The 22,049-nt window shown below is 52.4% G+C and carries 31 protein-coding genes; 29 read left to right on the top strand and 2 right to left on the bottom strand.

Features of this window, described 5'->3' with window-relative positions; genetic code table 11:
• Window positions 1–39: 39 nt before the first annotated feature.
• On the top strand, window positions 40–1,071 hold the full coding sequence (locus ACOI7D_RS02165; RefSeq protein WP_044522167.1) for a DUF968 domain-containing protein: 1,032 nt from the start codon (window positions 40–42) through the stop codon (window positions 1,069–1,071).
• A gap of 16 nt (window positions 1,072–1,087) precedes the next feature.
• Window positions 1,088–1,690 carry a hypothetical protein gene (locus tag ACOI7D_RS02160; RefSeq protein WP_044522175.1) on the top strand — a complete coding sequence of 201 codons (603 nt, stop codon included), beginning with the start codon at window positions 1,088–1,090 and terminating at the stop codon, window positions 1,688–1,690.
• A gap of 612 nt (window positions 1,691–2,302) precedes the next feature.
• Here the strand turns inward: ACOI7D_RS02160 and ACOI7D_RS02155 are convergent.
• The gene (locus ACOI7D_RS02155) at window positions 2,303–2,698 is read right to left on the bottom strand and encodes a hypothetical protein (RefSeq protein WP_052469698.1); all 396 of its coding nucleotides are present in this window, start codon (window positions 2,696–2,698) and stop codon (window positions 2,303–2,305) included.
• Window positions 2,699–3,125: 427 nt separating this feature from the next.
• Here ACOI7D_RS02155 and ACOI7D_RS02150 point away from each other — a divergent pair, with 427 nt between their 5' ends.
• The 4 genes from ACOI7D_RS02150 (at window position 3,126) to ACOI7D_RS02135 (ending at window position 5,277) form a co-directional block, all read left to right on the top strand.
• Window positions 3,126–3,341, top strand: a complete 216-nt coding sequence (locus ACOI7D_RS02150; RefSeq protein WP_016160648.1) for a class II holin family protein — start codon at window positions 3,126–3,128, stop codon at window positions 3,339–3,341.
• Entirely contained in the window at window positions 3,341–3,838 is a 498-nt protein-coding gene (locus ACOI7D_RS02145; protein ID WP_040174246.1) for a lysozyme, read from the top strand. The genes ACOI7D_RS02150 and ACOI7D_RS02145 overlap by 1 nt, the downstream gene beginning before the upstream one ends.
• Window positions 3,835–4,185: a hypothetical protein gene (locus ACOI7D_RS02140; RefSeq protein ID WP_281166434.1), complete on the top strand. Its 351-nt coding sequence runs from the start codon at window positions 3,835–3,837 to the stop codon at window positions 4,183–4,185. The genes ACOI7D_RS02145 and ACOI7D_RS02140 overlap by 4 nt, the downstream gene beginning before the upstream one ends.
• 942 nt (window positions 4,186–5,127) lie before the next feature.
• The gene (locus ACOI7D_RS02135) at window positions 5,128–5,277 is read left to right on the top strand and encodes a hypothetical protein (protein ID WP_156732021.1); all 150 of its coding nucleotides are present in this window, start codon (window positions 5,128–5,130) and stop codon (window positions 5,275–5,277) included.
• Here ACOI7D_RS02135 and ACOI7D_RS02130 read toward each other — a convergent pair.
• The gene (locus tag ACOI7D_RS02130; protein ID WP_016160651.1) at window positions 5,261–5,461 is read right to left on the bottom strand and encodes a hypothetical protein; all 201 of its coding nucleotides are present in this window, start codon (window positions 5,459–5,461) and stop codon (window positions 5,261–5,263) included. The genes ACOI7D_RS02135 and ACOI7D_RS02130 overlap by 17 nt on opposite strands.
• Before the next feature lie 176 nt (window positions 5,462–5,637).
• Between ACOI7D_RS02130 and ACOI7D_RS02125 the strand changes: the two genes are divergently transcribed.
• From ACOI7D_RS02125 to ACOI7D_RS02015, 23 genes are all read left to right on the top strand, one after another.
• Window positions 5,638–5,802, top strand: coding sequence for a hypothetical protein (locus tag ACOI7D_RS02125; RefSeq protein ID WP_165454527.1), 165 nt, complete (start codon window positions 5,638–5,640; stop codon window positions 5,800–5,802).
• Window positions 5,786–6,148, top strand: a complete 363-nt coding sequence (locus ACOI7D_RS02120; protein ID WP_014228901.1) for an HNH endonuclease — start codon at window positions 5,786–5,788, stop codon at window positions 6,146–6,148. Before ACOI7D_RS02125 ends, ACOI7D_RS02120 begins: the two co-directional genes overlap by 17 nt.
• On the top strand, window positions 6,100–6,417 hold the full coding sequence (locus ACOI7D_RS02115; protein WP_014228902.1) for a hypothetical protein: 318 nt from the start codon (window positions 6,100–6,102) through the stop codon (window positions 6,415–6,417). The genes ACOI7D_RS02120 and ACOI7D_RS02115 overlap by 49 nt, the downstream gene beginning before the upstream one ends.
• Window positions 6,414–6,845: a hypothetical protein gene (locus ACOI7D_RS02110; RefSeq protein ID WP_077255369.1), complete on the top strand. Its 432-nt coding sequence runs from the start codon at window positions 6,414–6,416 to the stop codon at window positions 6,843–6,845. Before ACOI7D_RS02115 ends, ACOI7D_RS02110 begins: the two co-directional genes overlap by 4 nt.
• A gap of 249 nt (window positions 6,846–7,094) precedes the next feature.
• Window positions 7,095–7,529 carry a phage terminase small subunit P27 family gene (locus ACOI7D_RS02105; protein WP_012542168.1) on the top strand — a complete coding sequence of 145 codons (435 nt, stop codon included), beginning with the start codon at window positions 7,095–7,097 and terminating at the stop codon, window positions 7,527–7,529.
• On the top strand, window positions 7,529–9,250 hold the full coding sequence (locus ACOI7D_RS02100; protein WP_012542167.1) for a terminase large subunit: 1,722 nt from the start codon (window positions 7,529–7,531) through the stop codon (window positions 9,248–9,250). The genes ACOI7D_RS02105 and ACOI7D_RS02100 overlap by 1 nt, the downstream gene beginning before the upstream one ends.
• A complete protein-coding gene (locus ACOI7D_RS02095; RefSeq protein WP_032418045.1) occupies window positions 9,244–9,423 on the top strand; it encodes a hypothetical protein in 180 nt (59 codons plus the stop codon). Before ACOI7D_RS02100 ends, ACOI7D_RS02095 begins: the two co-directional genes overlap by 7 nt.
• Window positions 9,423–10,682 carry a phage portal protein gene (locus ACOI7D_RS02090; protein WP_012542166.1) on the top strand — a complete coding sequence of 420 codons (1,260 nt, stop codon included), beginning with the start codon at window positions 9,423–9,425 and terminating at the stop codon, window positions 10,680–10,682. Before ACOI7D_RS02095 ends, ACOI7D_RS02090 begins: the two co-directional genes overlap by 1 nt.
• A 36-nt stretch (window positions 10,683–10,718) precedes the next feature.
• On the top strand, window positions 10,719–11,639 hold the full coding sequence (locus ACOI7D_RS02085) for a S49 family peptidase (protein ID WP_044522193.1): 921 nt from the start codon (window positions 10,719–10,721) through the stop codon (window positions 11,637–11,639).
• A 77-nt stretch (window positions 11,640–11,716) separates the two neighbouring features.
• Window positions 11,717–13,003 (top strand): phage major capsid protein, encoded by a 1,287-nt coding sequence (locus ACOI7D_RS02080; RefSeq protein ID WP_017898995.1) that lies wholly within the window; start codon window positions 11,717–11,719, stop codon window positions 13,001–13,003.
• Between the two features lie 58 nt (window positions 13,004–13,061).
• A complete protein-coding gene (locus tag ACOI7D_RS02075; protein ID WP_014907814.1) occupies window positions 13,062–13,322 on the top strand; it encodes a hypothetical protein in 261 nt (86 codons plus the stop codon).
• A complete protein-coding gene (locus tag ACOI7D_RS02070; protein WP_020317538.1) occupies window positions 13,303–13,620 on the top strand; it encodes a head-tail connector protein in 318 nt (105 codons plus the stop codon). Before ACOI7D_RS02075 ends, ACOI7D_RS02070 begins: the two co-directional genes overlap by 20 nt.
• Window positions 13,617–13,955, top strand: a complete 339-nt coding sequence (locus ACOI7D_RS02065) for a head-tail adaptor protein (RefSeq protein WP_014228910.1) — start codon at window positions 13,617–13,619, stop codon at window positions 13,953–13,955. The genes ACOI7D_RS02070 and ACOI7D_RS02065 overlap by 4 nt, the downstream gene beginning before the upstream one ends.
• Window positions 13,936–14,325 carry a hypothetical protein gene (locus ACOI7D_RS02060; protein WP_017880258.1) on the top strand — a complete coding sequence of 130 codons (390 nt, stop codon included), beginning with the start codon at window positions 13,936–13,938 and terminating at the stop codon, window positions 14,323–14,325. The genes ACOI7D_RS02065 and ACOI7D_RS02060 overlap by 20 nt, the downstream gene beginning before the upstream one ends.
• A 5-nt stretch (window positions 14,326–14,330) precedes the next feature.
• Complete coding sequence (locus ACOI7D_RS02055; RefSeq protein ID WP_014228912.1) at window positions 14,331–14,723, top strand: HK97-gp10 family putative phage morphogenesis protein; 393 nt, start codon at window positions 14,331–14,333, stop codon at window positions 14,721–14,723.
• Window positions 14,724–14,754: 31 nt separating this feature from the next.
• Window positions 14,755–15,216 (top strand): major tail shaft subunit, encoded by a 462-nt coding sequence (locus tag ACOI7D_RS02050; RefSeq protein ID WP_014228913.1) that lies wholly within the window; start codon window positions 14,755–14,757, stop codon window positions 15,214–15,216.
• A 57-nt stretch (window positions 15,217–15,273) separates the two neighbouring features.
• Window positions 15,274–15,639: a phage tail protein gene (locus ACOI7D_RS02045; RefSeq protein ID WP_014228914.1), complete on the top strand. Its 366-nt coding sequence runs from the start codon at window positions 15,274–15,276 to the stop codon at window positions 15,637–15,639.
• A gap of 232 nt (window positions 15,640–15,871) precedes the next feature.
• Window positions 15,872–19,207, top strand: coding sequence for a phage tail tape measure protein (locus tag ACOI7D_RS02040; RefSeq protein WP_109547516.1), 3,336 nt, complete (start codon window positions 15,872–15,874; stop codon window positions 19,205–19,207).
• Entirely contained in the window at window positions 19,207–19,545 is a 339-nt protein-coding gene (locus tag ACOI7D_RS02035) for a phage tail protein (protein ID WP_017880254.1), read from the top strand. Before ACOI7D_RS02040 ends, ACOI7D_RS02035 begins: the two co-directional genes overlap by 1 nt.
• Entirely contained in the window at window positions 19,542–20,297 is a 756-nt protein-coding gene (locus ACOI7D_RS02030; protein ID WP_023289191.1) for a phage minor tail protein L, read from the top strand. The genes ACOI7D_RS02035 and ACOI7D_RS02030 overlap by 4 nt, the downstream gene beginning before the upstream one ends.
• Before the next feature lies 1 nt (window position 20,298).
• Window positions 20,299–21,009 (top strand): C40 family peptidase, encoded by a 711-nt coding sequence (locus ACOI7D_RS02025; protein ID WP_044522210.1) that lies wholly within the window; start codon window positions 20,299–20,301, stop codon window positions 21,007–21,009.
• A 35-nt stretch (window positions 21,010–21,044) separates the two neighbouring features.
• Window positions 21,045–21,380 carry a hypothetical protein gene (locus tag ACOI7D_RS02020; RefSeq protein ID WP_031280393.1) on the top strand — a complete coding sequence of 112 codons (336 nt, stop codon included), beginning with the start codon at window positions 21,045–21,047 and terminating at the stop codon, window positions 21,378–21,380.
• 51 nt (window positions 21,381–21,431) lie between these two features.
• On the top strand, window positions 21,432–22,037 hold the full coding sequence (locus ACOI7D_RS02015) for a tail assembly protein (RefSeq protein ID WP_032432808.1): 606 nt from the start codon (window positions 21,432–21,434) through the stop codon (window positions 22,035–22,037).
• The last annotated feature ends 12 nt before the right edge of the window (window positions 22,038–22,049 follow it).

Raw genomic sequence — 22,049 nt, 5'->3', positions numbered from 1 at the left:
GATTGACAGGACCTACATACAGAAGATGTGGAGGGACTGATGCGAGCTTTGCTTAACGTGGATATTGCACGCCATCTTGGAATTGTGCTGCTTAAGCCGGGTAGTGAATTAATGCCGTTATTCGGTGCCGGCCGGGTTCTTGTTGAAATGCCGCCGGCAAGCATGAAAAAGATACCCAGCGGACGTCTTCCTGATGCCCGGCAGCCGTTGCGGGATGATATGGGGATCAGACCTTTTTTCATGAAGAAGGCAGTTATCACTGCAGCTGGTGGGGTTAGTGCCCTCGAGTCATGGTTGCGTAGGCAGGTTAAAAACTGTCAGTGGAAACATTCCGATTACCATCACCATGAGCTTGTCCCGTTTCGCCATTCGACGGGTGTAATAATCGCATGCTGGCACTGTGATAATGAGCTGAAAAACCAAACGGAACAAACCCTCGATCAACTGGTAGGTGTTAACAACGCTGACTGGGTAATCGACACTGTCCGCATCGCGCTTGGTCTGGACGCTCAGCGCTCATTGTCACTGGCGGAGCTATGCTGGTGGGCGGTAGGCGCCGGGATTGGCGATGAAATTACAGAAGAAATGGCGCGCCGATCCCTGCGTATTAAAGACGATGGCATTAAATCGGTTTACAGGGAGAGTGAGATTGTTCCGTCGGTACCGGCCACCAGTATTCTTTCTCCCCGTCTCGAAAAAACAATCAAGCCAACGGCAATAACAACGCCGGGCAAACCTCTGGTTCCTGTGAACGTCGATCCTGTTGCTCCGGCGACACTATTCGCGAGACCTAAGCGGAGCCGATGGTTATCAGCTGATTTTATCTCATGGGTTAAAACACAACCGTGTATGTGCTGCGGGCAGCCTGCAGATGATGCACACCATCTTATTGGCTGGGGGCAGGGCGGCGTAGGCACCAAGGCCCACGATGTTTTTACGATCCCATTATGCCGCAAGCACCACCGTGCTTTGCACCATGACCCTGCCGCTTTTGAGCGTGAATACGGCACCCAGCCGGTATTGATTATTAAATTGCTGGACCGGGCATACTCGCTCGGCGTTCTGGCGTAGTAAGGAGAAGAACAGAATGACACCACGTCAACGCCGTCTACACCGTGCAGGATTAGAAACAGTGGCCGCCGCCCCGCGCAAAAGCTGGCTGGGCCGATTCACTCCCCTTAATGGCATTCAGTCCGCCTGGATAAAATCTCTGCTTACTGTATGGGGAGAAGGTATGAGAGGAGGTGCGGCCCCGCGCAAACCATCAGGACATTCATGCTGGCGAGGTATGAAGGGTGATCACTGGTCAGATAGAGCATTAGAGCGCTTTACGGCAGCAATCGAGCAGGCAAGGAGTGAAGGCTATCGCGGGCGGCAGGCACTAAGCAGGGCGCATGCCATTTTGTGGCCGAAGCCTGCAACGCTCGCCATTGACGCTGCGATCACTGAGGATGATGTTGAATTTGTTGAACGATGTGTACTGGCGATATTTGAAACGGGCGATCCGGTTTATCTCGTTGGCGTTAACTATTACACCACCCGTAAAAAAATCTCAGACATAACACGGGAATTACAGCTGGTGGCTCCATGGTTAACAGACAGTGAGGCCCGGAAAAGAGTGCGCTGGTGCCTAGAAATATTCAGAGCAAAAGCTTTCCTGGCTGTTCATAAGGCGATTCATGTGGATTAACAAAAAGTGCTATTCCCCCTTTTTGGTATTGAAAACGGGCCAGAAAATCAGATAATCCCTTCATGCTTGGCAGAGCTGCGCCACTCGGCAGCGGCAAAAAGCGACAATCTGAATATAACGAAGACCCCGCGCATGCGGGGTTTTTGCTTTCCGGCGATACGACAGGGGTATTCGCGAGATGCGCTGCATCAGTACCCCTGTCATATCGCCGAACTCTGCTTGAAAAGTGACTTTTAGTGAAAGTTGTAAAAGTGACTTTTGATGAGATTTTGTCGAAAAAATTTTTATTTTTTACCGCTTAATTGGAATTTTTTGGCTTTCACTCTGAGATAATTGGCTGGCAGTAGTAGTTTTCGTAAACCAATTAATTCAGGAGTAGAGATGCGCGCATATTTATTTTTCTTCGTTTTTATACCTAGTTTGAAAATTTTCGTTCAGCACTGGATGTAGATACGAACAAAGAACTGTAAATGCACATGCCAGCCTAAGCTGGTGATTTAGTTCCATAAGTGAGAAGCCCCGCATTCCGGGGCTTATATAATGACTTATCGCGGTTTTGGAACAGGTCTGGGATTGATGGGTCTGTGGCTCCCAGGATTCGGCTCGTATGTATCAATGGCTCTGATGCTCATATCGCTCTTTTACGGGTAAATCCCCTGCAAACCATGACCACAGACTTTCCCACCGAGTTAGTTCTGGTTGAATGTCGTGCAGATCGAGTACTATCGTGGCGCGCCGTTGGGCGGCATTTTTAAGAACGCTCCACGGTTTGGAGTCCAGGGATTGAAGTTCATTAAACCGTTTCAGTAGTGTTTCATCATCCAGACTATCAGAGATGCTGATGAGTTGGAGGTATTTTTTTGCGTGCTCAGACGAAATACCCTCCTGCTTTCCAGGCTGGAAAATAAATTGTGCTGCCGAAAGGGTTGCTACCGAAACGCCAAAAATAAAAGCATTACTAAAAGGTGCAAAAGCTGTGCCGCCCAAGACGATGAGAAAAAGAGACATAGTTTTATCCATCCTACCCATTAGGGTAGAAAACATATTTTCAAGAAAATAAGAGTAATGAAGATCAAAAATCACGTCGTCTCGGCACATAAATCACCTATTTAGATTTTGCGGGTGCAGCCGGTGGCTTTGCAGGCGCAGGTTTTGGTTTAGGTCTAAGTCCAGGCGGCATATGGTCACCTACAACTTGACGAGTTTTATTCATATAGAATTTTCCTCTTGCTGGTTGTTAGTCTTCGCAAACCTACAATAACAGAAGGGGAAATATGCCGCCACTGTGCGGCACCTATTCAGAGGCTGCGCATTTGCGTGGCCTTTTTCGTTTCAGGCTCACGGGAATCATCATCGATACGGCTCGTTGTTAAATCAGCCCGATGGGCCTGACCCCCTACACGCACAAAGCACCCCGTTAATCCGGAGGTGGAGTATGTATCGAATGGACAAGCTAACAACAGGTATTGCCTACGGAACGTCCGCAGGTAACGCGGGGTTCTGGATGTTGCAATTGCTCGACAAAGTATCCCCATCCCAGTGGGCCGCTATTGGTGTTCTGGGAAGTCTGGTATTTGGCTTGCTGACATACCTGACGAATCTGTACTTCAAAATTAAAGAAGACCGGCGAAAAGCTGCTCGAGGTGAATAATGTCTCCGACACTACGTAAAACTGTTCTTGCGGCGGTGGGCGGCGGGGCCCTGGCGATTGCCTCTGCACTCATCACTGGCCCGATGGGTAATGATGGGCTTGAGGGAATGCGATACTCCCCTTATCAGGATGTGGTAGGTGTCTGGACGGTTTGCTACGGCCACGCAGGTAAAGACATCATGCTCGGCAAAACCTATACCGAGGCAGAGTGTCGGGCGCTACTAAATAAAGACCTGAATACCGTCGCCTGGCAGATCAACCCTTACATCAAAAAACCGATCCCAGAAACAATGCGTGGGGCTCTGTACTCATTCGCCTATAACGTCGGAGCCGGGAACTTCCAGACCTCTACTCTGCTTCGCAAAATCAACCAGGGTGACCAGAAAGGTGCGTGTGATCAGCTGCGCCGCTGGACCTATGCCAAAGGTAAGCAGTGGAAAGGACTTATTACCCGGAGGGAAATTGAGCGTGAAGTGTGTTTATGGGAGCAAAGATGAGTCGCTTAACCGCCGTTATCATCGCAATAGCAATCCTGCTAATGTCCTGTGCCATTTCATGGCGTATGGGATGGAGTTCCCACGCTGATCACATCAATGCTCAGGCTGCGAAGAAGAGAGAGAAGGCCGAGAATGCCATTAAGCCTGTAGAGGAAAAGGCCGCGACTGCTAACGAAGCGGGTAAGGTCATCTACAAAACAATAACCCGCGACGTGGTGAAATATGTTCAGTCTCCGAATCGTACTGTGTGTAGGTTTGATGATGCTGCTGTGCAGTTGCGTCAGCGCGCCATCGATGCTGCCAACTCCATCCCCGGATTTGATGAGCCCGCCGTGCAAAGCAAGTGACGCAGGGAATGACAGCGATGAAGATTTACAGTCTGATGTAGAAACCGCTCAATGCCTGCGCCAGCTCCGTTTGGATAAGTATCGCTGGCAGGCGTACTATCGGGCGGTGAGTAAGTAACAGGCATAGCACATGAAATAAGTGGCCTTAAGTGAACAAAAAATCTGAAAACAAGACATTCAAGCTTTCAGCATCGAAATGTTTGTATCTAATTCAGGGGATGTCATGCACTATAGGATCTCAAACCACTCTTAACTAAGTAGCCACTCATGACAGTAAACTTACTACCACAACTACCATGCGGTTATCGTTACGGCATTGAGCGCTCGATCCGGCCCCAGACTGGTGCGGAATTTTTTCCGCCACAAGGGTGTGTTATCAAATCTGTTAACTTTGGGGATGGTGTGGTTATTTGTGTGCCCATCCAATGGTACATTAAACAATTAGATTTATGGGTCACTGTCTAAGGAACCATCGAATAATATGTTAGTTACTGGTGACTAACGGATCATTGCGCTAAAAAAATAAGCACAGACGTCTGTTGTTCTGGTTAATGTTCTTGAGAATCGCGAATTACTGGTCTAATAAGCTATTCATCCATTTAAATGATATCGATGGCTGAAATGAAGCTATCCTCACGTTACCACTGCCAGCCAACACCGAAACGGCAGAGGTCATTTAGCAAGCAGAAAATCTCTCCCGGGTGGCTCCTGAGAGATTTTAGGTTTCTAACTGTTACTAACCAAAGGTCGCATACCTATGCGGCCTTTTTTTAGTCGGTTTAATGGTTTGAGGACATCCTGGACGAAAATATTTGATAAAACCAATCAGGGGAAACAGGAATGACCTGTGAGCGGATTTACGAATCGGCGCGAACGTCTATCCCCGATAAGGGATAAAATAACCGATATCCCTTGTCGGGGATAAAAATGAGGAACAACAACATGAAAACGCTAAAACTTACATTTTCAAGATTTGAATCTGTCTCAGGCGAAAGGGATGAATCCACTATTACGCCTGAGACCCAACCCAATCATTCACAAGGTTGGAAAATTAATATAGTAGGTTTGGCAATTTTTAAAGGAACTGAGTAAATTCCTTGGCTGAATCATTTAGTCCAAATTCTTTCAAGTTATCAATGACAGCCTGCCTGGAATCAGGTGTTAATTGAGTCATCAAAAAACCAACGACACATTTCAATTGCCCAATTTCCTTGTTCAATTCGTCGATTGTTTGGGCGTTTGATTCCATTTCTAGGCGTATATGCTTCTTGATCATATCTATTCCTTAAGCAGAGCTAATCAGCCATTCCTCTGCAAGTACAATGTTTAACTGTGTCCCACCACAGATAGGCTGAGCCGCAACCTTACACTCTGAGCTTTCACAGTAACACCCTGATATTTAACCAGTAGCCTCGCATCTGCGGGGCTTTTTTATTCGCAAAAGGTAACGCGATGAAGAACTTAAAAATTGCATACGTAGACGAGAAGCTGGAGGGGATTGAGTGTGACGGATTGTCCTGCTCATCGCTGCCCGTTTCAGAGTTTCCCATCGACAGTACCGCTTTAACTCTTCTCCCTCAACTCATGCTCGAGGATGCTTATGCCGCCACGAGCTAAACGACCTTGCCGGCACAGAGGATGCGCGACTGTGACCAATGATGTCGGTGGATACTGTGAGATGCATCGGCAGCAACACGCTGGTGATGGCTGGCGTAACTACCAGCCCGGAAAAACTCGGCAGGAACGTGGTTATGGTCGACCGTGGGAAATTAAACGGGCCCGTATCATGAAGAGGGATAAATACCTTTGTCAGAACTGCAGGCGAGACGGTATTGCCACGAAAGCCTCAAGTGTCGACCACATCATTCCTAAAGCTCATGGCGGTACCGATGATGACTTTAATCTGGAGTCATTGTGCTGGACCTGCCACAGCAAGAAAACAGCAACAGAGAGAACCCGATGAAGAGTTTCAAAATTGAATACGTTGATGGCGTTTTGACCGTTCTGGAGACGGATGGTCAGTCACGAATGAATGAAGCCGTGCATGGCATCCATTTTGAGCATGTCCAGGGCGGCCGCCCACTGCTGAAACTGACGATTGCGCATGATATTGCACCGGCACCGGCTGCTGAGTCGGCTCAGGAACCTTTAGTGGGTGAGCTGGTACAGGATCAACAATCTCCGTTTCCCGGCGGTCGTCGTTCCCGCCATCGTAGGGGAGGTAAGCAATGATGTTTAAACGCACGGATCTGACGCTCTCCATGTTCTATGCATCCAGCGCTGATGCAGACGGGAACAAAGTGGCTACGTTGACGATGCAGGTAATTGCAGCAGAGGTTGGAGCCGTCCAGACCAGCCAGCTGCGATGTATAACCGATAGCGCGAAGAAAAAAACGTATAGCGTAGGTGAACAATCTGTCAGTAATGGTTCCGATCCGTTGCTGGTCGCGATTGAGAATTACTGGCGTCAGAGCACGGATGTCGTCGTTAAAGGATTGATCGCCGAGGTGACCGACTTCATCGCAGGGAACATCAACTCAGTTAGCACCTGGATCGGTCAGTTTGGGATGAAGGTTTTCGAGAACCAGCCATTAGATGAACGGCTTCCAGAAAGCGTACTGCAGGTCGATGGAGAATCTGCTACAGCGACAGGATCCTGACCGCCGGTATAACAACTGGTGTTCATTGAACGTCTGAGATATGCCGGCCCACGCAGTGCGAACCGTATTCGCCGCCGGCGCAGCCGGAATGACGACCTCCACCTCGACTGAGGCAGCTGCAGCCAGGGGGGAGGGGGGATCAAATCCCTGACCCCTTTCGCGCTTCGGGACTGCCCGTTGAAGTCTATTTTTACACGCCAGAAATAAGAAACTTTTTTCCGGAAGGTTTCATCTATCAAAGGAACGTTTATGGCCGGAGGAATTCGATCGTCCGGTGGTGGCCGAAAACCCACTTTACCCACCGGGCAAAAAAGCAAATTAACACGTATTGCGCCTCCCGCTGAGTTAATGGGGGAGGCGGCAATAAGAATGTGGAAGACGCAAAGCAAAATACTCATCGACCGAGGGGTGTTTGAGCTGGAGGACGCACCTTTGTTGCTGGCTTACTGCAATGCTTTTCATCTGATGCTCGAAGCCGAAAAAATGCTGGCCAGCGGACTGACCTCAGAAAGTGAAATGGGGGGCTTGAAAAAACACCCTGCAGTTAATGTCCGGAATGACTCGGTTTCCCAGCTTGCCCGCCTCGGCTCTCTGTTGGGGTTAGATCCGCTCAGTCGTCTTCGCATGACCAGCGGACAAAAGGATCCGGACGATGACGGGAATGAATTCGATGAGTTTGACTGATGGCTACCTATCCGAACGTCAATGCGGCGAACCAGTATGCGCGGGATATCGTTGGCGGGAAGATTCTGGCGTGTCAGTTAACGGTACTTGCCTGTCAGCGACATCTGGACGACCTCGAACGAGCAAAGGATCCCCACTGGCCCTACCGCTTCGATAAAAACAAAGCAGAACGATTTCTTCGTTTTGCCCAGAAAATGCCTCATACCTCAGGGGAATGGGCCCGGCGTAAACTCCGGATTGAATTTGAAGCCTGGCAGAAGTTCGCTCTTGGCGTACCGTTTGGATGGGTACACAAGAAGACAGGCCTGCGTCGTTTCTCTGAAATCTATATCGAGGTGCCCAGGAAGAACGGGAAATCCGCTATTGCCGCTGCTGTAGGAAATTATATGTTTTGTGCAGATGGCGAGCATGGTGCAGAAGTCTATTGCGGCGCCACGACTGAAAAACAGGCATGGAAGGTATTTTCTCCGGCGCTGCAAATGGTGAAAAAGCTGCCGGCATTGCGGCAAAAATTCTCGATAAAACCTTGGGCAAAAAAAATGACGCGCCCTGACGGTTCGGTTTTTGCTCCTGTGATCGGTGACCCGGGGGATGGTGATTCGCCATCATGCGCCATCATTGATGAATATCACGAACATACTACTGATGCGCTTTACACCACCATGACCACCGGTATGGGGGCTCGTGAACAACCGATGACACTGATCATCACCACCGCCGGCTATGACATTACATCCCCTTGCTATGAAAAGCGTACTCAGGTTGTCGAGATCCTGCGGAGAACCCGTAATGGCGAGGAAAATGAAACCATATTTGGGCTGATTTATGGCCTTGATGACGATGATGACTGGACGACTCCTGAGGCATTAATCAAGGCAAACCCCAACTATGGCATTTCGGTAAAAGCAGATTTTCTCCGGGCTAAACAATTATTGGGTATGTCGACGCCCGGGCAGACAAACAAGATTCTGACCAAGCATTTCAATCGCTGGGTAAGCGCAAAATCAGCTTATTACGACCTGAGAAAATGGATGGATGCAGCCGATAAAAACCTTAAGTTGTCAGATTTTGAAGGGGAAGAATGCTGGCTGGGTATAGATCTGGCCTCGAAAGTTGACCTCAATGCCGTGGTTCCAGTTTTTCGTCGTGAAATAGACGGAATAACACATTTTTACTGTGTTTCTCCTCTGTTCTGGGCACCAGAAGAAACCATTTACTCGCAGGAGACCGCGCTGAAAAGTACCGCAGAACGTTATCAGTCCTTTGTCCGGCAGGGTAAGTTGATCCCGACCGATGGTGGCGAAGTTGATTACAGGCTGATATTTGAAACGATCCTGAAGCTGCGGAATACCGTAAAAATTGCCCAATGCCCCATTGATCCTTATGGCGCGACTTCATTACGTCACATGCTTGAGGAAGAGGGGCTTGAGCCTGTCGAGATAAGACAAAATTTTACCCATATGAGTGATCCTATGAGAGAGATTGAGGCTGCGCTCATCTCGGGGAGATTCCATCATGACGGACACCCTGTCATGAACTGGTGTATTTCCAATATCGTCGGCCAGTACCTTCCCGGAAGTGACGATATTGTGCGTCCCGGGAAAGAAGGGCGGCAGAACAAGATAGATGGTGCGGTTGGTTTAATGATGGGGCTGGGGCGCGCCATGCTCAACAGTTCAGTGATGACATCCGTATACGATGAGGAAGATATAGCATGCTAATTTCAGTTCTGAGTTTTATTGTCGGCCTCACTGGTGCTGGATTGTTATCCGCAGGTGCCTGGCTTATTTCTCCATCAGTGGGATTGATAACAGGAGGGATTATTTGTCTGGGCTGGTCATATATGACAACCCGGGCCTTTTCCTCCGGCATCAGCAATGGCGGAGGTAAATAATGTTCCTACCCCAGATGTTCAGGGGCCGACAATACTCGGGTAATAGCTTCTGGGAAGCCATGCTGGGCGGGGTTCGTTCAAGCCAGAGCAAAACTGGCATCATAATCACGCCGGAAACCGCTCTTGGACTTTCAGCGGTCCGGGCCTGTGTCACCCTCCTGGCGGAGTCAGTCGCGCAGCTGCCGTGCGAACTCTACCGGCGGGATAAAAATGGCGGGCGCCAGCGTGCGACGGACCACCCGGTTTATGACCTGATTCACTCCCAGCCCAACAGGAAAGACACCTCATTCGAGTATTTCGAGCAGCAGCAGGGGTTGCTGGGGCTTGAGGGAAATTGCTACTCGATCATCGAACGGGACGGAAAAGGCTACCCGAAAGAGCTGATCCCCATTAACCCGAAAAAGGTCATTGTGCTGAAAGGGCCGGACGGTATGCCGTATTACGAACTCCCGGAAGTCGGCGAAATTCTGCCGATGCGCATGATGCACCATGTGAAGGTCTTTTCTCTGGATGGCTATATCGGCAGTTCCCCAATTCAGACGAACGCCGATGTTCTGGGGCTGAATCTGGCGGTTGAGGAGCATGCGGCCGCGACATTCCGGCGCGGGACAACGATGAGCGGGGTGATAGAGCGTCCGAAAGAGGCTGCGACCATTAAAAGCCAGGATGCTATTGATCGCCTGCTGGCGAAATGGACCGAGCGCCATTCCGGTATTCACAATATGTTCTCTGTGGCATTGCTGCAGGAGGGCATGAGCTACAAACAACTGTCGCAGGATAACGAAAAGGCGCAGCTGCTACAGTCGCGGCAGTGGGGCGTGGAAGAGGTCTGCCGGCTCTATAAAATCCCGCCACATATGGTGCAGATGCTGGCGAAAGCAACCAACAACAACATCGAGCACCAGGGCCTGCAGTTCGTGATGTATACGCTGCTGGCCTGGCTGAAACGCCATGAGGGTGCGCTGCAGCGCGATCTGCTTCTGCCCAGCGAACGCCGCGATTTGTACATCGAGTTCAATGTTTCCGGGCTGCTGCGAGGCGATCAGAAATCACGCTATGAATCTTATGCGCTGGGCCGCCAGTGGGGATGGCTATCCACTAACGATATCCGGCGTATGGAGAATCTGCCGCCAATTGCCGGCGGGGATAAATACCTGACGCCGCTCAACATGGTCGACAGCGCGAAGATCCTTCCTGGCGATAAATCGCCGACAGCAAAACAGCTGGCCGAAATCGAAACCCTTCTGGCCAGAGCCTGATTATTTCCCGCCGCGCGGGATGACCTGGAAGACAACATGACAACGAAATTAATTAACCTGCCGCACCTGGCAGATATGGTCTTTGGCGTGCCGCATTACGTGACGCGGCAAACAATGGACTCCGTGAAAGCGGTGCTCATCCCCCGTATTCAGGGGATCACCGAAGATGCCGCCATTCAGATGGCATTGAATCCGGGTAAATCACCTGCTGCTGAGCAGGTCCAGCCCACCGGCGGGGTGGCGGTGATCCCCGTTCACGGCATTCTCGTTCCACGCCGGGGGCAGATTACGGCGATGTGCTCCGAGCTGACCAGCTACGAGCGGATCCGCGGGCAGTTGCAGGCGGCGTTAAACGACCCCTCAATCAGCGAAATCGTTCTGGATATTAACTCCGGCGGCGGCGCAGCGGTGGGGTGCAAGGAGCTGGCCGATTACATTTATCAGTCTCGCGATACGAAGCCCATCACGGCGATTGTGAACTACAGCGCGTATTCCGCCGCGTATTTCATCGCATCGGCCTGCAGCAAAATCATCGTCAGCCAGACCAGTGGCGTGGGGTCGATTGGTGTGATCATGGAGCACCTCGATACGTCGAAGATGGAAGAAAAAATGGGGCTGACGTTCACCACCATTTACCGGGGAGATAACAAAAATAACGGCACCCAACATGAACCACTGAGTGAAGAGTCGCTGGGTATGTTCCAGGGCATGATCGACGAAATGTACAAGACGTTTACGGGGTCGGTGGCCGAATATCGCGGCCTGAAGCAGCAGGCCGTCATTGATACGCAGGCGGGGCTGTATTTTGGCCCTGGCGCGGTGTCTGCCGGCCTGGCGGATGAAGTCTCTGACCCCCAGGCGGCGATCAATGCTATCGCGGCAAAGTATCAGCAACCCCGTCAAAAAACCTCCATTCAGATGCAGGCAGCCGCGATGGACCTGCAAACCAAAATGTAACCCGGCGCAAACACAAACCGCGTCACCTTAAGCAGCCAGCAGGCTGCTTTTTTTATGTCTAAAAAGAGAGAAATCAAATGCCACAGATTGAAGAATTGCGTCGTCAGCGTGCGGGTATCAACGAACAGGTTCAGGCCCTGGCAACCATTGACGCCAGCGGCAGCACGCTGACTGCGGAGCAGCTGACGGAGTTTGCGAACCTGCAGCAGCAGTTCACTGATATCAGCGCCAAAATTGAACGCCTGGAAGCCGCCGAACGTGCTGCGGCGCTGGTCGCAAAACCCGTGAAAGCGACTCAGCAGGCCCCCGGCATTATTGTTAAGCAGGAGCCTAAACAGTACACCGGTGCTGGCATGACCCGACTGGTTATGTCTGTCGCCGCAGGCGCAGGGAATCTGCAGGACGCGGCAAAATTCGCTTCAGAAGAGCTGAATGACCAGTCCGTATCGATGGCCATTTCCACCGCAGCGGCGTCCGGTGGTGTGCTTATTCCGCAGAACCTCCACAGTGAGGTGATCGAGCTACTGAGCGACCGAACCATCGTCCGCAAGCTGGGTGCCCGTCCCGTTCCGCTGCCTAACGGTAATATGACGCTACCACGCGTGGCCGGTGGAGCAACGGCAAGCTACACAGGAGAAAACAAAGACGCCAAGACATCAGAAACACGCTTTGATGATGTAAAACTGACGGCGAAAACTCTGATTGCGATGGTGCCTATTTCCAATGCACTGATTGGCCGCGCCGGATTCAACGTCGAGCAGCTGGTCCTGCAGGATATTCTGACCGCCATCTCAGTGCGTGAGGATAAAGCCTTTATGCGCGATGACGGTACCGGCGATACACCGATTGGTATGAAGGCGCGCGCGACGCAGTGGAACCGCCTGCTGCCGTGGGAAGCTGATGCAGCGATCAACCTGAACACAGTTGACGAGTACCTGGACAAGATCATTTTGATGGCGATGGACGGCAACAGCAATATGATCAGCAGCGGCTGGGGCATGTCGAACCGTACCTATATGAAGTTGTTTGGGCTGCGTGACGGCAACGGCAACAAAGTCTATCCGGAAATGGCTCAGGGATTACTTAAAGGATATCCGGTTCAGCGTACCAGCGCGATCCCTGCGAATCTGGGGACCGGGGGTAAGGAGACTGAGATTTACTTTGCTGACTTCAATGATGTGGTTATCGCTGAAGACGGCAATATGAAAGTCGACTTCTCGAAGGAAGCCTCTTACATCGATGCCGATGGCACCCTGGTATCTGCGTTTTCCCGTAACCAGTCGCTAATCCGCGTTGTTACTGAGCATGATATTGGCTTCCGTCATCCGGAAGGCCTGGTGCTGGGTACCGGCGTCCTGTTCTAACCCATCCCTCAGTAAATACGGCCCGCATATGCGGGCTTTTCCCTTTCAGGAGAATGTTATGGCTGCGAAAAATAAAGCAGTGGAGCCGGAAGAAACAGGCACACAGGACAACCATGCGACCGTGGTCGCACAGGCAGAGCGTAAATCCGTTGTGTTCCTTGGGCCGCACCACCGTTATTCCCGTGGAGATATCGCGTGCTTTGAAGGATCGCGCGCCGAAGAACTGGTTAAGCGGCGTATCGCGGTATGGCCGGAGGATGCCGAACGTGCGCTGAAACCGAAGCCGGGAGACAGCGATTTTGATACTGACATTGGATGATGTGAAAACCCAGCTACGCCTGGAACTGGACTTCACGGAGCATGATGCCATGCTCACGCAAATGGTGAACGCCGCGCAGCGGAGCATCGAGCGTGATTACTACTGCAAGCTGGTCACCAGTGATGAAGAGCTGCAGGCGCTCCCGGAGACCGTCCGCGGATTTATCGCGGATGAAGATATCCGGCTGGCTATTCAGTTTCTGGTCAGCGATGCGTATCTGAATGGCCATACCGGACAGTGGCTGGAAACCGCTGCGGTGAGGCATCTTCTTTTCCCCCTGCAGGAGCATACGCTATGAGCCTGAAACCGGGTGATATGAACTGTCGCATTGCAATTAGCTACGTTCAGTCCGGTCGTGGGCCGCTGGGCGAACCGCTACCGGAAAAGCAGGTTGAATCGGGAAAAGCGTGGGCAAAACGGGAGCTGGTATCGGGGCGAAAAGTCCGCACGCTGGATCAGCAGCAGGTGGTGGAAACCTGCCTGTTCACGGTCTATCCGGGCGTGCTGGTTGATATTGACTGGAAAATCACGACGAAAAATCTGGTTTATACCGTCCGGAATATCGACCGCAAAACAGACCGGATCATTATCACGGGGGAGGCTGACGGGCGGCATGATAGAGCTGGCGATTAAGGGTGCGCTGGAGCGCATCACCGGCATGAATGCGTATCCGCTTTTACTGCCGGACACGGTCCAGGAAGGTGCGACCTTTCAGCGTATCTCTGACCCGGAAATGGTCTCGGGAATGTTGCGAACGGGGATCGTATCTGCCCGTATCCAGGTGAATCTGTACCGTCTCGATGATTACACCTCACTGCTGCAGCTGGATAAAAAAATCTGGACGGAACTGAAGTCCGTCGTTCATGGCCAGCTGGAGGGTATCCCGGTTCAGTATGTGGAGCGAGGCGGTATCCATCAGGATAAAAACCAGCTGACGAATCGTCGCATTCAGTATCGCCTGACCCGCGATTTCATCATTCACTACGTGGAGGACTCCTCGTGATTCGAATGGAAGTTAAAGGGCTGGATGAGCTGGAGCGGCAGTTAATGGCCCTGGGCGAAAAAGTGGCGACGAAGGTATTGCGGGATGCCGGGCGCGAAGCGCTAAAGGTCGTCGAGGAAGATATGAAGCAGCATGCCGGCTTTGACGAAACGTCTGCCGGGCCGCACATGCGGGACTCAATCAAAATCCGCTCTTCCACCCGCAAGGGTAAAGGGAACGCGGTTGTAACGCTCCGTGTTGGCCCCAGCAAGCAGCACCATATGAAGGCGCTGGCGCAGGAGCTTGGCACGGTTAAACAGGTTGCAGACCCCTTTATCCGACCCGCCCTGGATTACAACCTCCAGACCGTTTTGCGCGTGTTAACCGTGGAAATCCGAAACGGCATTGAAAACAGGTAGCATCCGCTGCCGTATAAAAAGAGAGAGAAACATGGCTGATAAAACTTCGCCTGAATATGCGATGTTGCCGGCGGGCACCATTGTGAAATACGGGGAGCCTGGCGCTGCCACGTCAGCGCTGAAACCGCTGATTAACTGTAAAGCGCTGGGTGCAATGGGGCAGACGGGGGGCTTTGTCGACTGCACCACGTTACTGGATAAGCAGAAACAGTCCATCAGCGATCTGCCTGACGGGCCTGAAAAGTCGCTGGGCTTCATTGATGATCCGGGCAATACCGATTTTGCCGCGCTGCTGAACGCAGCAGAGGCCCGCAAGACCATCCAGTTATACGTCGAATTACCCAACAAGCGAACAGCGACGATGCTCCTGGCGCTGTCCGGGTGGCAGATGAATGAAATCGCCGCTCCGGCGAATGAGGTCATCCAGATCACTGTTCAGGGTAAACAGAACAAGATCACCTGGGGAACCGTCGCTGTCTCCGGCGGCGCCTGATTAACTTAACCTGTAAACAGCCACCTTCGGGTGGCTTTTTATTTTTAAGGACTACCTGTGAAAGATAAAGATTACCTGTCCACGCTGAAATCCGCGTTGCTTAAATCGGAGCCAACCGTCATTAAAACCGAGTTATTTGGCGCCACCGTATTCATCCGCCGCCTGACCGGGGATTACCTCATCAGCTACGAAGAGAAAATGGCTGAAACCGCAAAAGCTGGCGCAGCGCGCGAGGCATCGGAGCAAGTCATTCAGATCGTCATCGATGCACTGGTTCAGCCGGATGGAACGGCCATTCCGGATGAATTTAAACCCACGGCAGCCGAGCTGCTGAAGGCCCATGAAAACCCCGAACTGCTGGCCGCTGTGGAAAAAGTGAAGCAACACGCAATCGGCAAGCTGGAGGAAGCGGAAAAAAACTGAGTGACTCGCCCTGGCTGGAGCTGATCTTCTGGCTGGCCGACCGCTGGGGCGAGCCTGACCCATCCAAAATTGCCGCATTGCCGGCCAACACTCTGTACCACTGGCGAGCCTACTTCCTGAAACAAGGCACTTTCCGCCGTCCTGGCGATGAAAACGCGCCACCTACCGAAACCACACCTGCGCCATCCCGGGTCGATGATGAATGCGCGGCAGTCATGAGGGCATTAATGTAATGGCAGACGTCGCATCTTTAGCGGTCGGGCTGCACCTGAACGCAGCCAGTTTTAAATCCCAGCTGCTGGGAGCGTATGGCGATGCGGAGAACCAGTCACGACGGTTCAACCGTAATGCCCAGGCGGACGCGAAAAAGACGGAGGACGCCTATAAGAAGGTCGGTCTGTCGATATCCGGGATGGCCAGCCGGCTGGCGGGGCTGGCAGGAGCCGGCCTTTCCATCGGCACGATCGTCACCACGTCCAGACAATATGGACAGGCGTTATCAGACCTGCAGGCCATCACCGGTGCGACTGCAGCTGAAATGAAAGCGCTGGATCTGGCTGCGCAGGAAATGGGACGCACGACAGAGTACAGCGCCAGCCAGGCCGCCGAAGCGCTAAAGCTGATGGCGTCGGCTAAACCGGAGCTTTTAAAAACGTCCGATGGACTGCAGAAGGCTACGAACAGCGCGCTTATCCTGGCGCAGGCCGCCGGCACAACGTTGCCCGATGCGACCAGAACGCTGGCGCTCTCCTTGAACCAGTACGGGGCGAGCGCGCAGGAGGCGGATCGTTATATCAACGTGCTGGCCGCCGGCGCGAAGTACGGGTCGTCGGAGATTGTGGATACGGCGGCTGCCATTAAAAATGGTGGCGTCGCAGCCGCACAGGCCGGCGTTGGTTTTGAGCAGCTGAATGCCGCGATTCAGGTGCTGGCAGAGCGTGAAATTAAAGGCGGTGAAGCCGGCACGGCGCTGCGTAACGTCATCCTGAATCTGGAAAAGGGCACGGACAATAGCCTCAAGCCGTCCGTGGTTGGTCTCAGCCAGGCGCTGACCAATCTTTCCGGGAAAAATCTCTCCACGGCCCAGGCCGTAAAACTGTTTGGCGTGGAGAACCTGAATGCGGCGTCTATCCTGGTCCAGAACCGTTCAAAGCTTGATGAACTGACCGCTTCCCTGACCGGTACCAAAACGGCGCATGAGCAGGCATCCATCAGGGTTAACAACCTGAACGGCGATTTGCTGGGGCTGAGCAGTGCGTTTGAAGGGATGGTCATTAAGATCGGCCAGAGCAGTAACGGGCCACTCCGCAGCGGGATTCAGGTTGCCACGGAGGCACTGAACAGCCTGGCAGACAATTTCAACACCGTCTCCAGCGTGGCGCTTTACAGCCTGATCCCCGTGTTATCCACGAAACTGACTGCAGGGCTGCGGGAGAATATCGCGGCCTGGCGGGAAAGCCAGGCGGCGGTAAAAGCGCGGGCGCAGGCTGATGCGGATATTGCCCGCAAAACGCTGGATTCGACAGCTGCCATCCTGAAACAGAACGACGCTGAGTTTGGCCACTACCGGCAGATGGAGCGGACGGCTAAACAGTACGGGATGAATATCAGTTACCAGGATGAGTTTACCCGCCTCATCCGACAGGAAACTGAGCAAACCAATCTGGCCAGCCAGGCGAAACTGAAACTGGCAGCGGCAAACCGGCAATTGTCGATATCAGCCCGTGCGGCCTCCGTTGCGGTGGGCCTGGCAAGAGGCGCCCTGGCTTTTGTTGGTGGTCCGGTTGGCGCGGCGACGCTGGCTGGCTCTGCATTACTGTATTTCCATCAACAGGCAAAAGAAGCCCGGCAATCGGCCATTGATTTAAAAGATGCCGTAGTCGAAACCAGTGAAGCGCTGATGCGCCTCTCGCTTAACCAGTTAAATGTGAAGCAGTTCGACCTGGAGGATCAGTACGAAAACCAGGTCGTGCAGCGTAACCAGCTGATAAAAGAGATTCAGGATGCCGACAGTCGTATCGGCAGCCTGAAAGGGTTTGACCCCTTCGGCCAGCTGGAAGGGGTGACAAAAGACCAGACGCGGGCACGGGCGGATCTCGATAGCGTTAACGAGGGACTCCGCAAAACCGAGGAAAACATTAAGCGTGTCAGTGATGCAAAAACACTGGCTCAGCTGGGTTTATCGGGAAAAATAACCTCTCTTACGGACGATCTGAAAGGAGCGTTAAGCACGCCCCCCAAAGAGACCGGAGATGGAAATCCCTGGGGCGGCGATGGCGGTACCGGCACGGGGAAAGGCAGTAAGTCCCAGGTCGACCAGTTCAAAACGCTACGGCAGCAAATTGAAGAAGCCCATGCATCCAGCCTGGCCAGAATTAACCTGCAGGAAAAGGACAGCAACAGGGAGCTGCAGGAAGCGGCGAAGAAAAATGGCGCCAGTGATGCTGACCTGCAGCGCGCGCTGTTAATGAATGCAGAGAACTACCAGAAACAACGACTGGATCTGGCTGCGCAGTATTCCCCCGCCCAGGAAACTCTGCGAAAAGAGCAGGAAGCCAGCCGGGACCTGGCTGAGCTTTTCAAAGCCCGCCTTCTTGATGAAAAAGAGTACCAGGCCGCACGAATAACGCTGGCCAGAGATACTGCGAAAGAGCTGCTGCAGGCGCATGCCGATGAAATCGCTGCGCCGGCACTGGATATCGCCGGCGAAGTTGATCCACTTGTCTCGCTGCGCAATCAGCTTGCGCAGCGGCAGGCATTGCTGCAGGCGTACTACCAGGGCAGCGCGATCAGCAAAGAACAGTACGAAATGCTGATGCAGAAGGCGACGAAAGAATCCGCCGATGCGCAGTATCAGACGTCACTGGAGTTATACCGATCACAGGGAGAATTCCAGAGCATGGCCGTCGGGTTATTTGAAACGGCCCATGAGCGCTCAAGCAACTTCCTGACGAGCATGCTGACGCGGACGAGAAGCTTTAAGGAGAATATGGCTGACCTGTTTTCCTCGCTCACGCAGTCGATCATAAAAAACCTCGTTGATATGGCCGCTCAGGCGCTGGTCACCAGTTCCGTCATGCAAACCATTATGGGCGTGGTGGGCGTCGGGACCAGCGTTGTCACGGGCGCTGCGGGCGCAGGCTCGGGGACGGCGATCCAGAATGCCGCCAGTAACTTCCAGTTCAACGCCAAAGGCGGCGTTTACGACTCGCCGTCGCTGAGCGCATACAGCAACCAGGTCTACGACTCTCCGCAGTTCTTCGCCTTCGCAAAAGGGGCCGGCGTATTTGGCGAGGCCGGGCCGGAGGCCATCATGCCGCTGACGCGTGCCGGCGATGGTTCGCTGGGTGTACGCGCTGTCGGTGGTGGTCAGAACGCCGGCGCGTCGGAAGGGCCAAAAGTCTTTATCACGATTGAAGGCGGAAACACCTCAACGCAGGCGCCGTCTGGTTTTGAGCAGTTTGGCCAGCAGATCGGCTCGTTTGTGGAGAAAAAATACAGGGAGCTGATGGCGCAGGATATGCGCCCTGGCGGGATGGTCTGGAATGCAGTTAAAGGGCAACGTTGATGGCTATTGAGATATTCACCTGGAGTCCGCGGGTTAATCCCCAGCAGACCGTTAACTTTCGTGTCCGGAAGGCGCAGTTCGGTGACGGGTATGCGCAGGTATCCGGCGATGGTATTAACACCCGATCACAGGATTGGGAGCTGAGTTTTGTCGGTACGGAGGACTATATCCGCCCGATTAAGCAGTTCCTCGACCGTCATGCCGGCACTCGCGCGTTTCAGTGGACCCCGCCTCTGGAAGAGGTGGGGCTTTACCGCTGCGAACAATACAAACCGGTGCCGTTAGGCGGCGGAAATTACTCACTTTCAGCCACTTTTATTCAGGCATTTAAACCATGAGCCTTAACGCGAATTATCAGAAGTTAGAGCCAGGCGATGAGGTTCGTCTCCTGGAGATCGATGGCCAGGCGTTTGGCCTGGATGAGGTTTTGTATTTCCACGGCTATAACGTTCCCCATACTGCAGCCGAAATCCTCGCCGCTGGCGGCGACCTGGATAAGCTGCCGGCGAAAAGCATCTGGTGGCAGGGGCGGGAGTATAAAGCCTGGCCATGTGAAATCGAAGGGATCGAGTCCTCCACCACGGGCAGTGACGCGCAGCCAACGCTGCGGGTAGGGAACATCGACGGGAAGATATCCGCGCTCTGTCTTCATTACGACGATCTGGCTCTGGCGCGGGTTGTCATCCACGACACACAAAAACAGTATCTCGATGCGAAGAACTTCCCGGACGGGAATGCCTCAGCCGATCCGACGCAGGAGAAACGGCGCCTTTTCTTCATTGACGTAAAGCATTATGAAGACGATGAGAAGGTGGAGTTTACTCTCTCCAGCCCGTTTGCCCTGCAGGGGATGATGATCCCCACTCGCCAGCTGCATGCGATTTGCACCTGGTGTATCCGCAATCAGTACCGCAGCGGTAACGGGTGCGACTATGCCGGCACCCGGTATTTTGACAGGAACAATCAGCCAGTTGATGACCCGTCGCAGGATGTCTGCAACGGCACGCTCACGGCCTGTAAATTACGTCATGGTGAGAATAGTGAACTGCCGTTTGGCGGGTTCCCCGGCACCTCATTAATCAGGAGCTGATATGCGTCAGAAAACGATTAAGGCCATCCAGGAACATGCGGCCGCAGAATATCCGCGCGAGGCCTGCGGCCTCGTCGCCCAGAGGGGCCGAGCGGAGCGTTATTTCCCCTGCCGGAACCTGTCCACAGAGTCGAAAGATAATTTTGTGCTGGCGCCGGAGGATTATGCAGAGGTTGAGGAATGGGGAACGATCACCGGTATTGTTCACAGCCATCCTGATGCCACCACCCAGCCGAGCGAACTGGATAAAGCGCAATGCGACGCGACCCTTCTCCCCTGGCATATTATCAGCTGGCCAGAAGGCGATCTCCGTACCATCCACCCGCGTGGTGAGTTGCCGCTCCTCGAGCGACCATTCGTGCTGGGCCACTACGATTGCTGGGGCCTGGTGATGAGCTATTTTCGGCAAACCCACGGCATCGAGCTGCACGATTACCGCGTCGATTATCCGTGGTGGGAAAAGGAGTATCCGGACAATTTTTATCAGGACTGCTGGTATGAATGCGGGTTCCGTGAGTTTGATGGCCCACCACAACCGGGTGATATGGTGATCATGCAGGTGCAGGCGGATAAGTGGAACCACGCCGGGATTCTGCTGGAAGGGAACCTGCTGCTGCATCACCTCTATGGCCATCTCAGCAAGCGCGTGCCGTATGGTGGGTACTGGATGGAAAGGACAATGAAGGTCGTTCGGTATAAGTCTCTATGTTAACCTTTAAGGAAATGGCATCTAAAAAGGATATGGAGATGAAAAAAACAGCCCTGCTATTTTCAATGTTTATGCTTAGTGGTTGTATGGCAAGTTCTTTGGAATCGCAAGAGCCAATATATTCCGGAAATTCACAAAAAAGCATAGATAAAATAAGTAAGTGCCTTGCTCCTAAATGGGTTGAATTAAGGCCATCAAGCTCAGTTATCCCTACTGAGACAGGGTATAAAATTGTCGCGTCGGATGATTTATTAGGAACTGTATCCATAGCAAAAATAGAACCTTCCAAAGAAGGTGGAAGCAACGTTCATGTTTATGCTATATCCAAAGGTTGGAATGACCCTTGGGGAAAAGCTGCGAAAAGTTGCATGTGAATTTAAATAACGAAACAAACCCACCTCGGTGGGTTTTTTATTGGGGTGAGCATGAAAGAGGTAATGACAAAAATAGAATTAGGCGGAATTTTGGGTAAAACTTTTGGGAAGTATCATCAAAGACTTGTTTCAAACTCATCTGAAGCTGTTAGAGCCTTATGTTGTACCTTAGAGGGTTTTGAAAAATTTCTTAATAAAAGCAAGGAAAAAGGGATAACGTTTGCAGTATTTAAGGGCAAAAAAAATATTGGTGAACGTGATTTATCATTTCCTCTTACAGGAGAGGTTTTACGCATAATTCCGGTTGTCATTGGTAGTAAAAAAGCAGGTGTTTTACAAACAATTATGGGCGCGGCTTTGGTTGCAGTTGGGGTTATCGTTGGATATGTTTCTGGGTGGACCGGTGTAGGTTGGGCTGTTGGTTCTAAGATGGCAATGATGGGCGGTGCTATGATGCTCGGTGGCGTCGTTCAGATGCTTTCCCCACAGCCAGCTGGCCTGGCACGAAAAGAATCCGCTGACAATAAAGCGTCCTACGCCTTTGGGGGAGTGACGAACACTGCCTCTCAGGGATACCCAGTCCCTTTGCTTTATGGCAGACGCCGAATTGGCGGCGCCATTATATCTGCCGGTATTTACGTAGAAGACCAGCAATAAGTTTTATTCAGT

The organism is Klebsiella sp. C360, from assembly GCF_048822415.1.
Classification (GTDB): domain Bacteria; phylum Pseudomonadota; class Gammaproteobacteria; order Enterobacterales; family Enterobacteriaceae; genus Klebsiella; species Klebsiella quasipneumoniae.
This window is presented reverse-complemented; position numbering and strand designations above follow the sequence as displayed.

Coding starts and splice junctions, on each gene's coding strand:
- ACOI7D_RS02160 (WP_044522175.1), top strand. CDS start 1,088: ATGACACCACGTCAACGCCGTCTACACCGTGCAGGATTAGAAACAGTG.
- ACOI7D_RS02145 (WP_040174246.1), top strand. CDS start 3,341: ATGTCTCCGACACTACGTAAAACTGTTCTTGCGGCGGTGGGCGGCGGG.
- ACOI7D_RS02120 (WP_014228901.1), top strand. CDS start 5,786: ATGCCGCCACGAGCTAAACGACCTTGCCGGCACAGAGGATGCGCGACT.
- ACOI7D_RS02130 (WP_016160651.1), bottom strand. CDS start 5,461: ATGATCAAGAAGCATATACGCCTAGAAATGGAATCAAACGCCCAAACA.
- ACOI7D_RS02090 (WP_012542166.1), top strand. CDS start 9,423: ATGTTCCTACCCCAGATGTTCAGGGGCCGACAATACTCGGGTAATAGC.
- ACOI7D_RS02075 (WP_014907814.1), top strand. CDS start 13,062: ATGGCTGCGAAAAATAAAGCAGTGGAGCCGGAAGAAACAGGCACACAG.
- ACOI7D_RS02020 (WP_031280393.1), top strand. CDS start 21,045: ATGAAAAAAACAGCCCTGCTATTTTCAATGTTTATGCTTAGTGGTTGT.
- ACOI7D_RS02065 (WP_014228910.1), top strand. CDS start 13,617: ATGAGCCTGAAACCGGGTGATATGAACTGTCGCATTGCAATTAGCTAC.
- ACOI7D_RS02165 (WP_044522167.1), top strand. CDS start 40: ATGCGAGCTTTGCTTAACGTGGATATTGCACGCCATCTTGGAATTGTG.
- ACOI7D_RS02050 (WP_014228913.1), top strand. CDS start 14,755: ATGGCTGATAAAACTTCGCCTGAATATGCGATGTTGCCGGCGGGCACC.
- ACOI7D_RS02105 (WP_012542168.1), top strand. CDS start 7,095: ATGGCCGGAGGAATTCGATCGTCCGGTGGTGGCCGAAAACCCACTTTA.
- ACOI7D_RS02110 (WP_077255369.1), top strand. CDS start 6,414: ATGATGTTTAAACGCACGGATCTGACGCTCTCCATGTTCTATGCATCC.
- ACOI7D_RS02095 (WP_032418045.1), top strand. CDS start 9,244: ATGCTAATTTCAGTTCTGAGTTTTATTGTCGGCCTCACTGGTGCTGGA.
- ACOI7D_RS02015 (WP_032432808.1), top strand. CDS start 21,432: ATGAAAGAGGTAATGACAAAAATAGAATTAGGCGGAATTTTGGGTAAA.
- ACOI7D_RS02150 (WP_016160648.1), top strand. CDS start 3,126: ATGTATCGAATGGACAAGCTAACAACAGGTATTGCCTACGGAACGTCC.
- ACOI7D_RS02100 (WP_012542167.1), top strand. CDS start 7,529: ATGGCTACCTATCCGAACGTCAATGCGGCGAACCAGTATGCGCGGGAT.
- ACOI7D_RS02035 (WP_017880254.1), top strand. CDS start 19,207: ATGGCTATTGAGATATTCACCTGGAGTCCGCGGGTTAATCCCCAGCAG.
- ACOI7D_RS02140 (WP_281166434.1), top strand. CDS start 3,835: ATGAGTCGCTTAACCGCCGTTATCATCGCAATAGCAATCCTGCTAATG.
- ACOI7D_RS02125 (WP_165454527.1), top strand. CDS start 5,638: ATGAAGAACTTAAAAATTGCATACGTAGACGAGAAGCTGGAGGGGATT.
- ACOI7D_RS02155 (WP_052469698.1), bottom strand. CDS start 2,698: ATGTCTCTTTTTCTCATCGTCTTGGGCGGCACAGCTTTTGCACCTTTT.
- ACOI7D_RS02055 (WP_014228912.1), top strand. CDS start 14,331: ATGGAAGTTAAAGGGCTGGATGAGCTGGAGCGGCAGTTAATGGCCCTG.
- ACOI7D_RS02060 (WP_017880258.1), top strand. CDS start 13,936: ATGATAGAGCTGGCGATTAAGGGTGCGCTGGAGCGCATCACCGGCATG.
- ACOI7D_RS02030 (WP_023289191.1), top strand. CDS start 19,542: ATGAGCCTTAACGCGAATTATCAGAAGTTAGAGCCAGGCGATGAGGTT.
- ACOI7D_RS02025 (WP_044522210.1), top strand. CDS start 20,299: ATGCGTCAGAAAACGATTAAGGCCATCCAGGAACATGCGGCCGCAGAA.
- ACOI7D_RS02085 (WP_044522193.1), top strand. CDS start 10,719: ATGACAACGAAATTAATTAACCTGCCGCACCTGGCAGATATGGTCTTT.
- ACOI7D_RS02040 (WP_109547516.1), top strand. CDS start 15,872: ATGGCAGACGTCGCATCTTTAGCGGTCGGGCTGCACCTGAACGCAGCC.
- ACOI7D_RS02080 (WP_017898995.1), top strand. CDS start 11,717: ATGCCACAGATTGAAGAATTGCGTCGTCAGCGTGCGGGTATCAACGAA.
- ACOI7D_RS02135 (WP_156732021.1), top strand. CDS start 5,128: ATGAAAACGCTAAAACTTACATTTTCAAGATTTGAATCTGTCTCAGGC.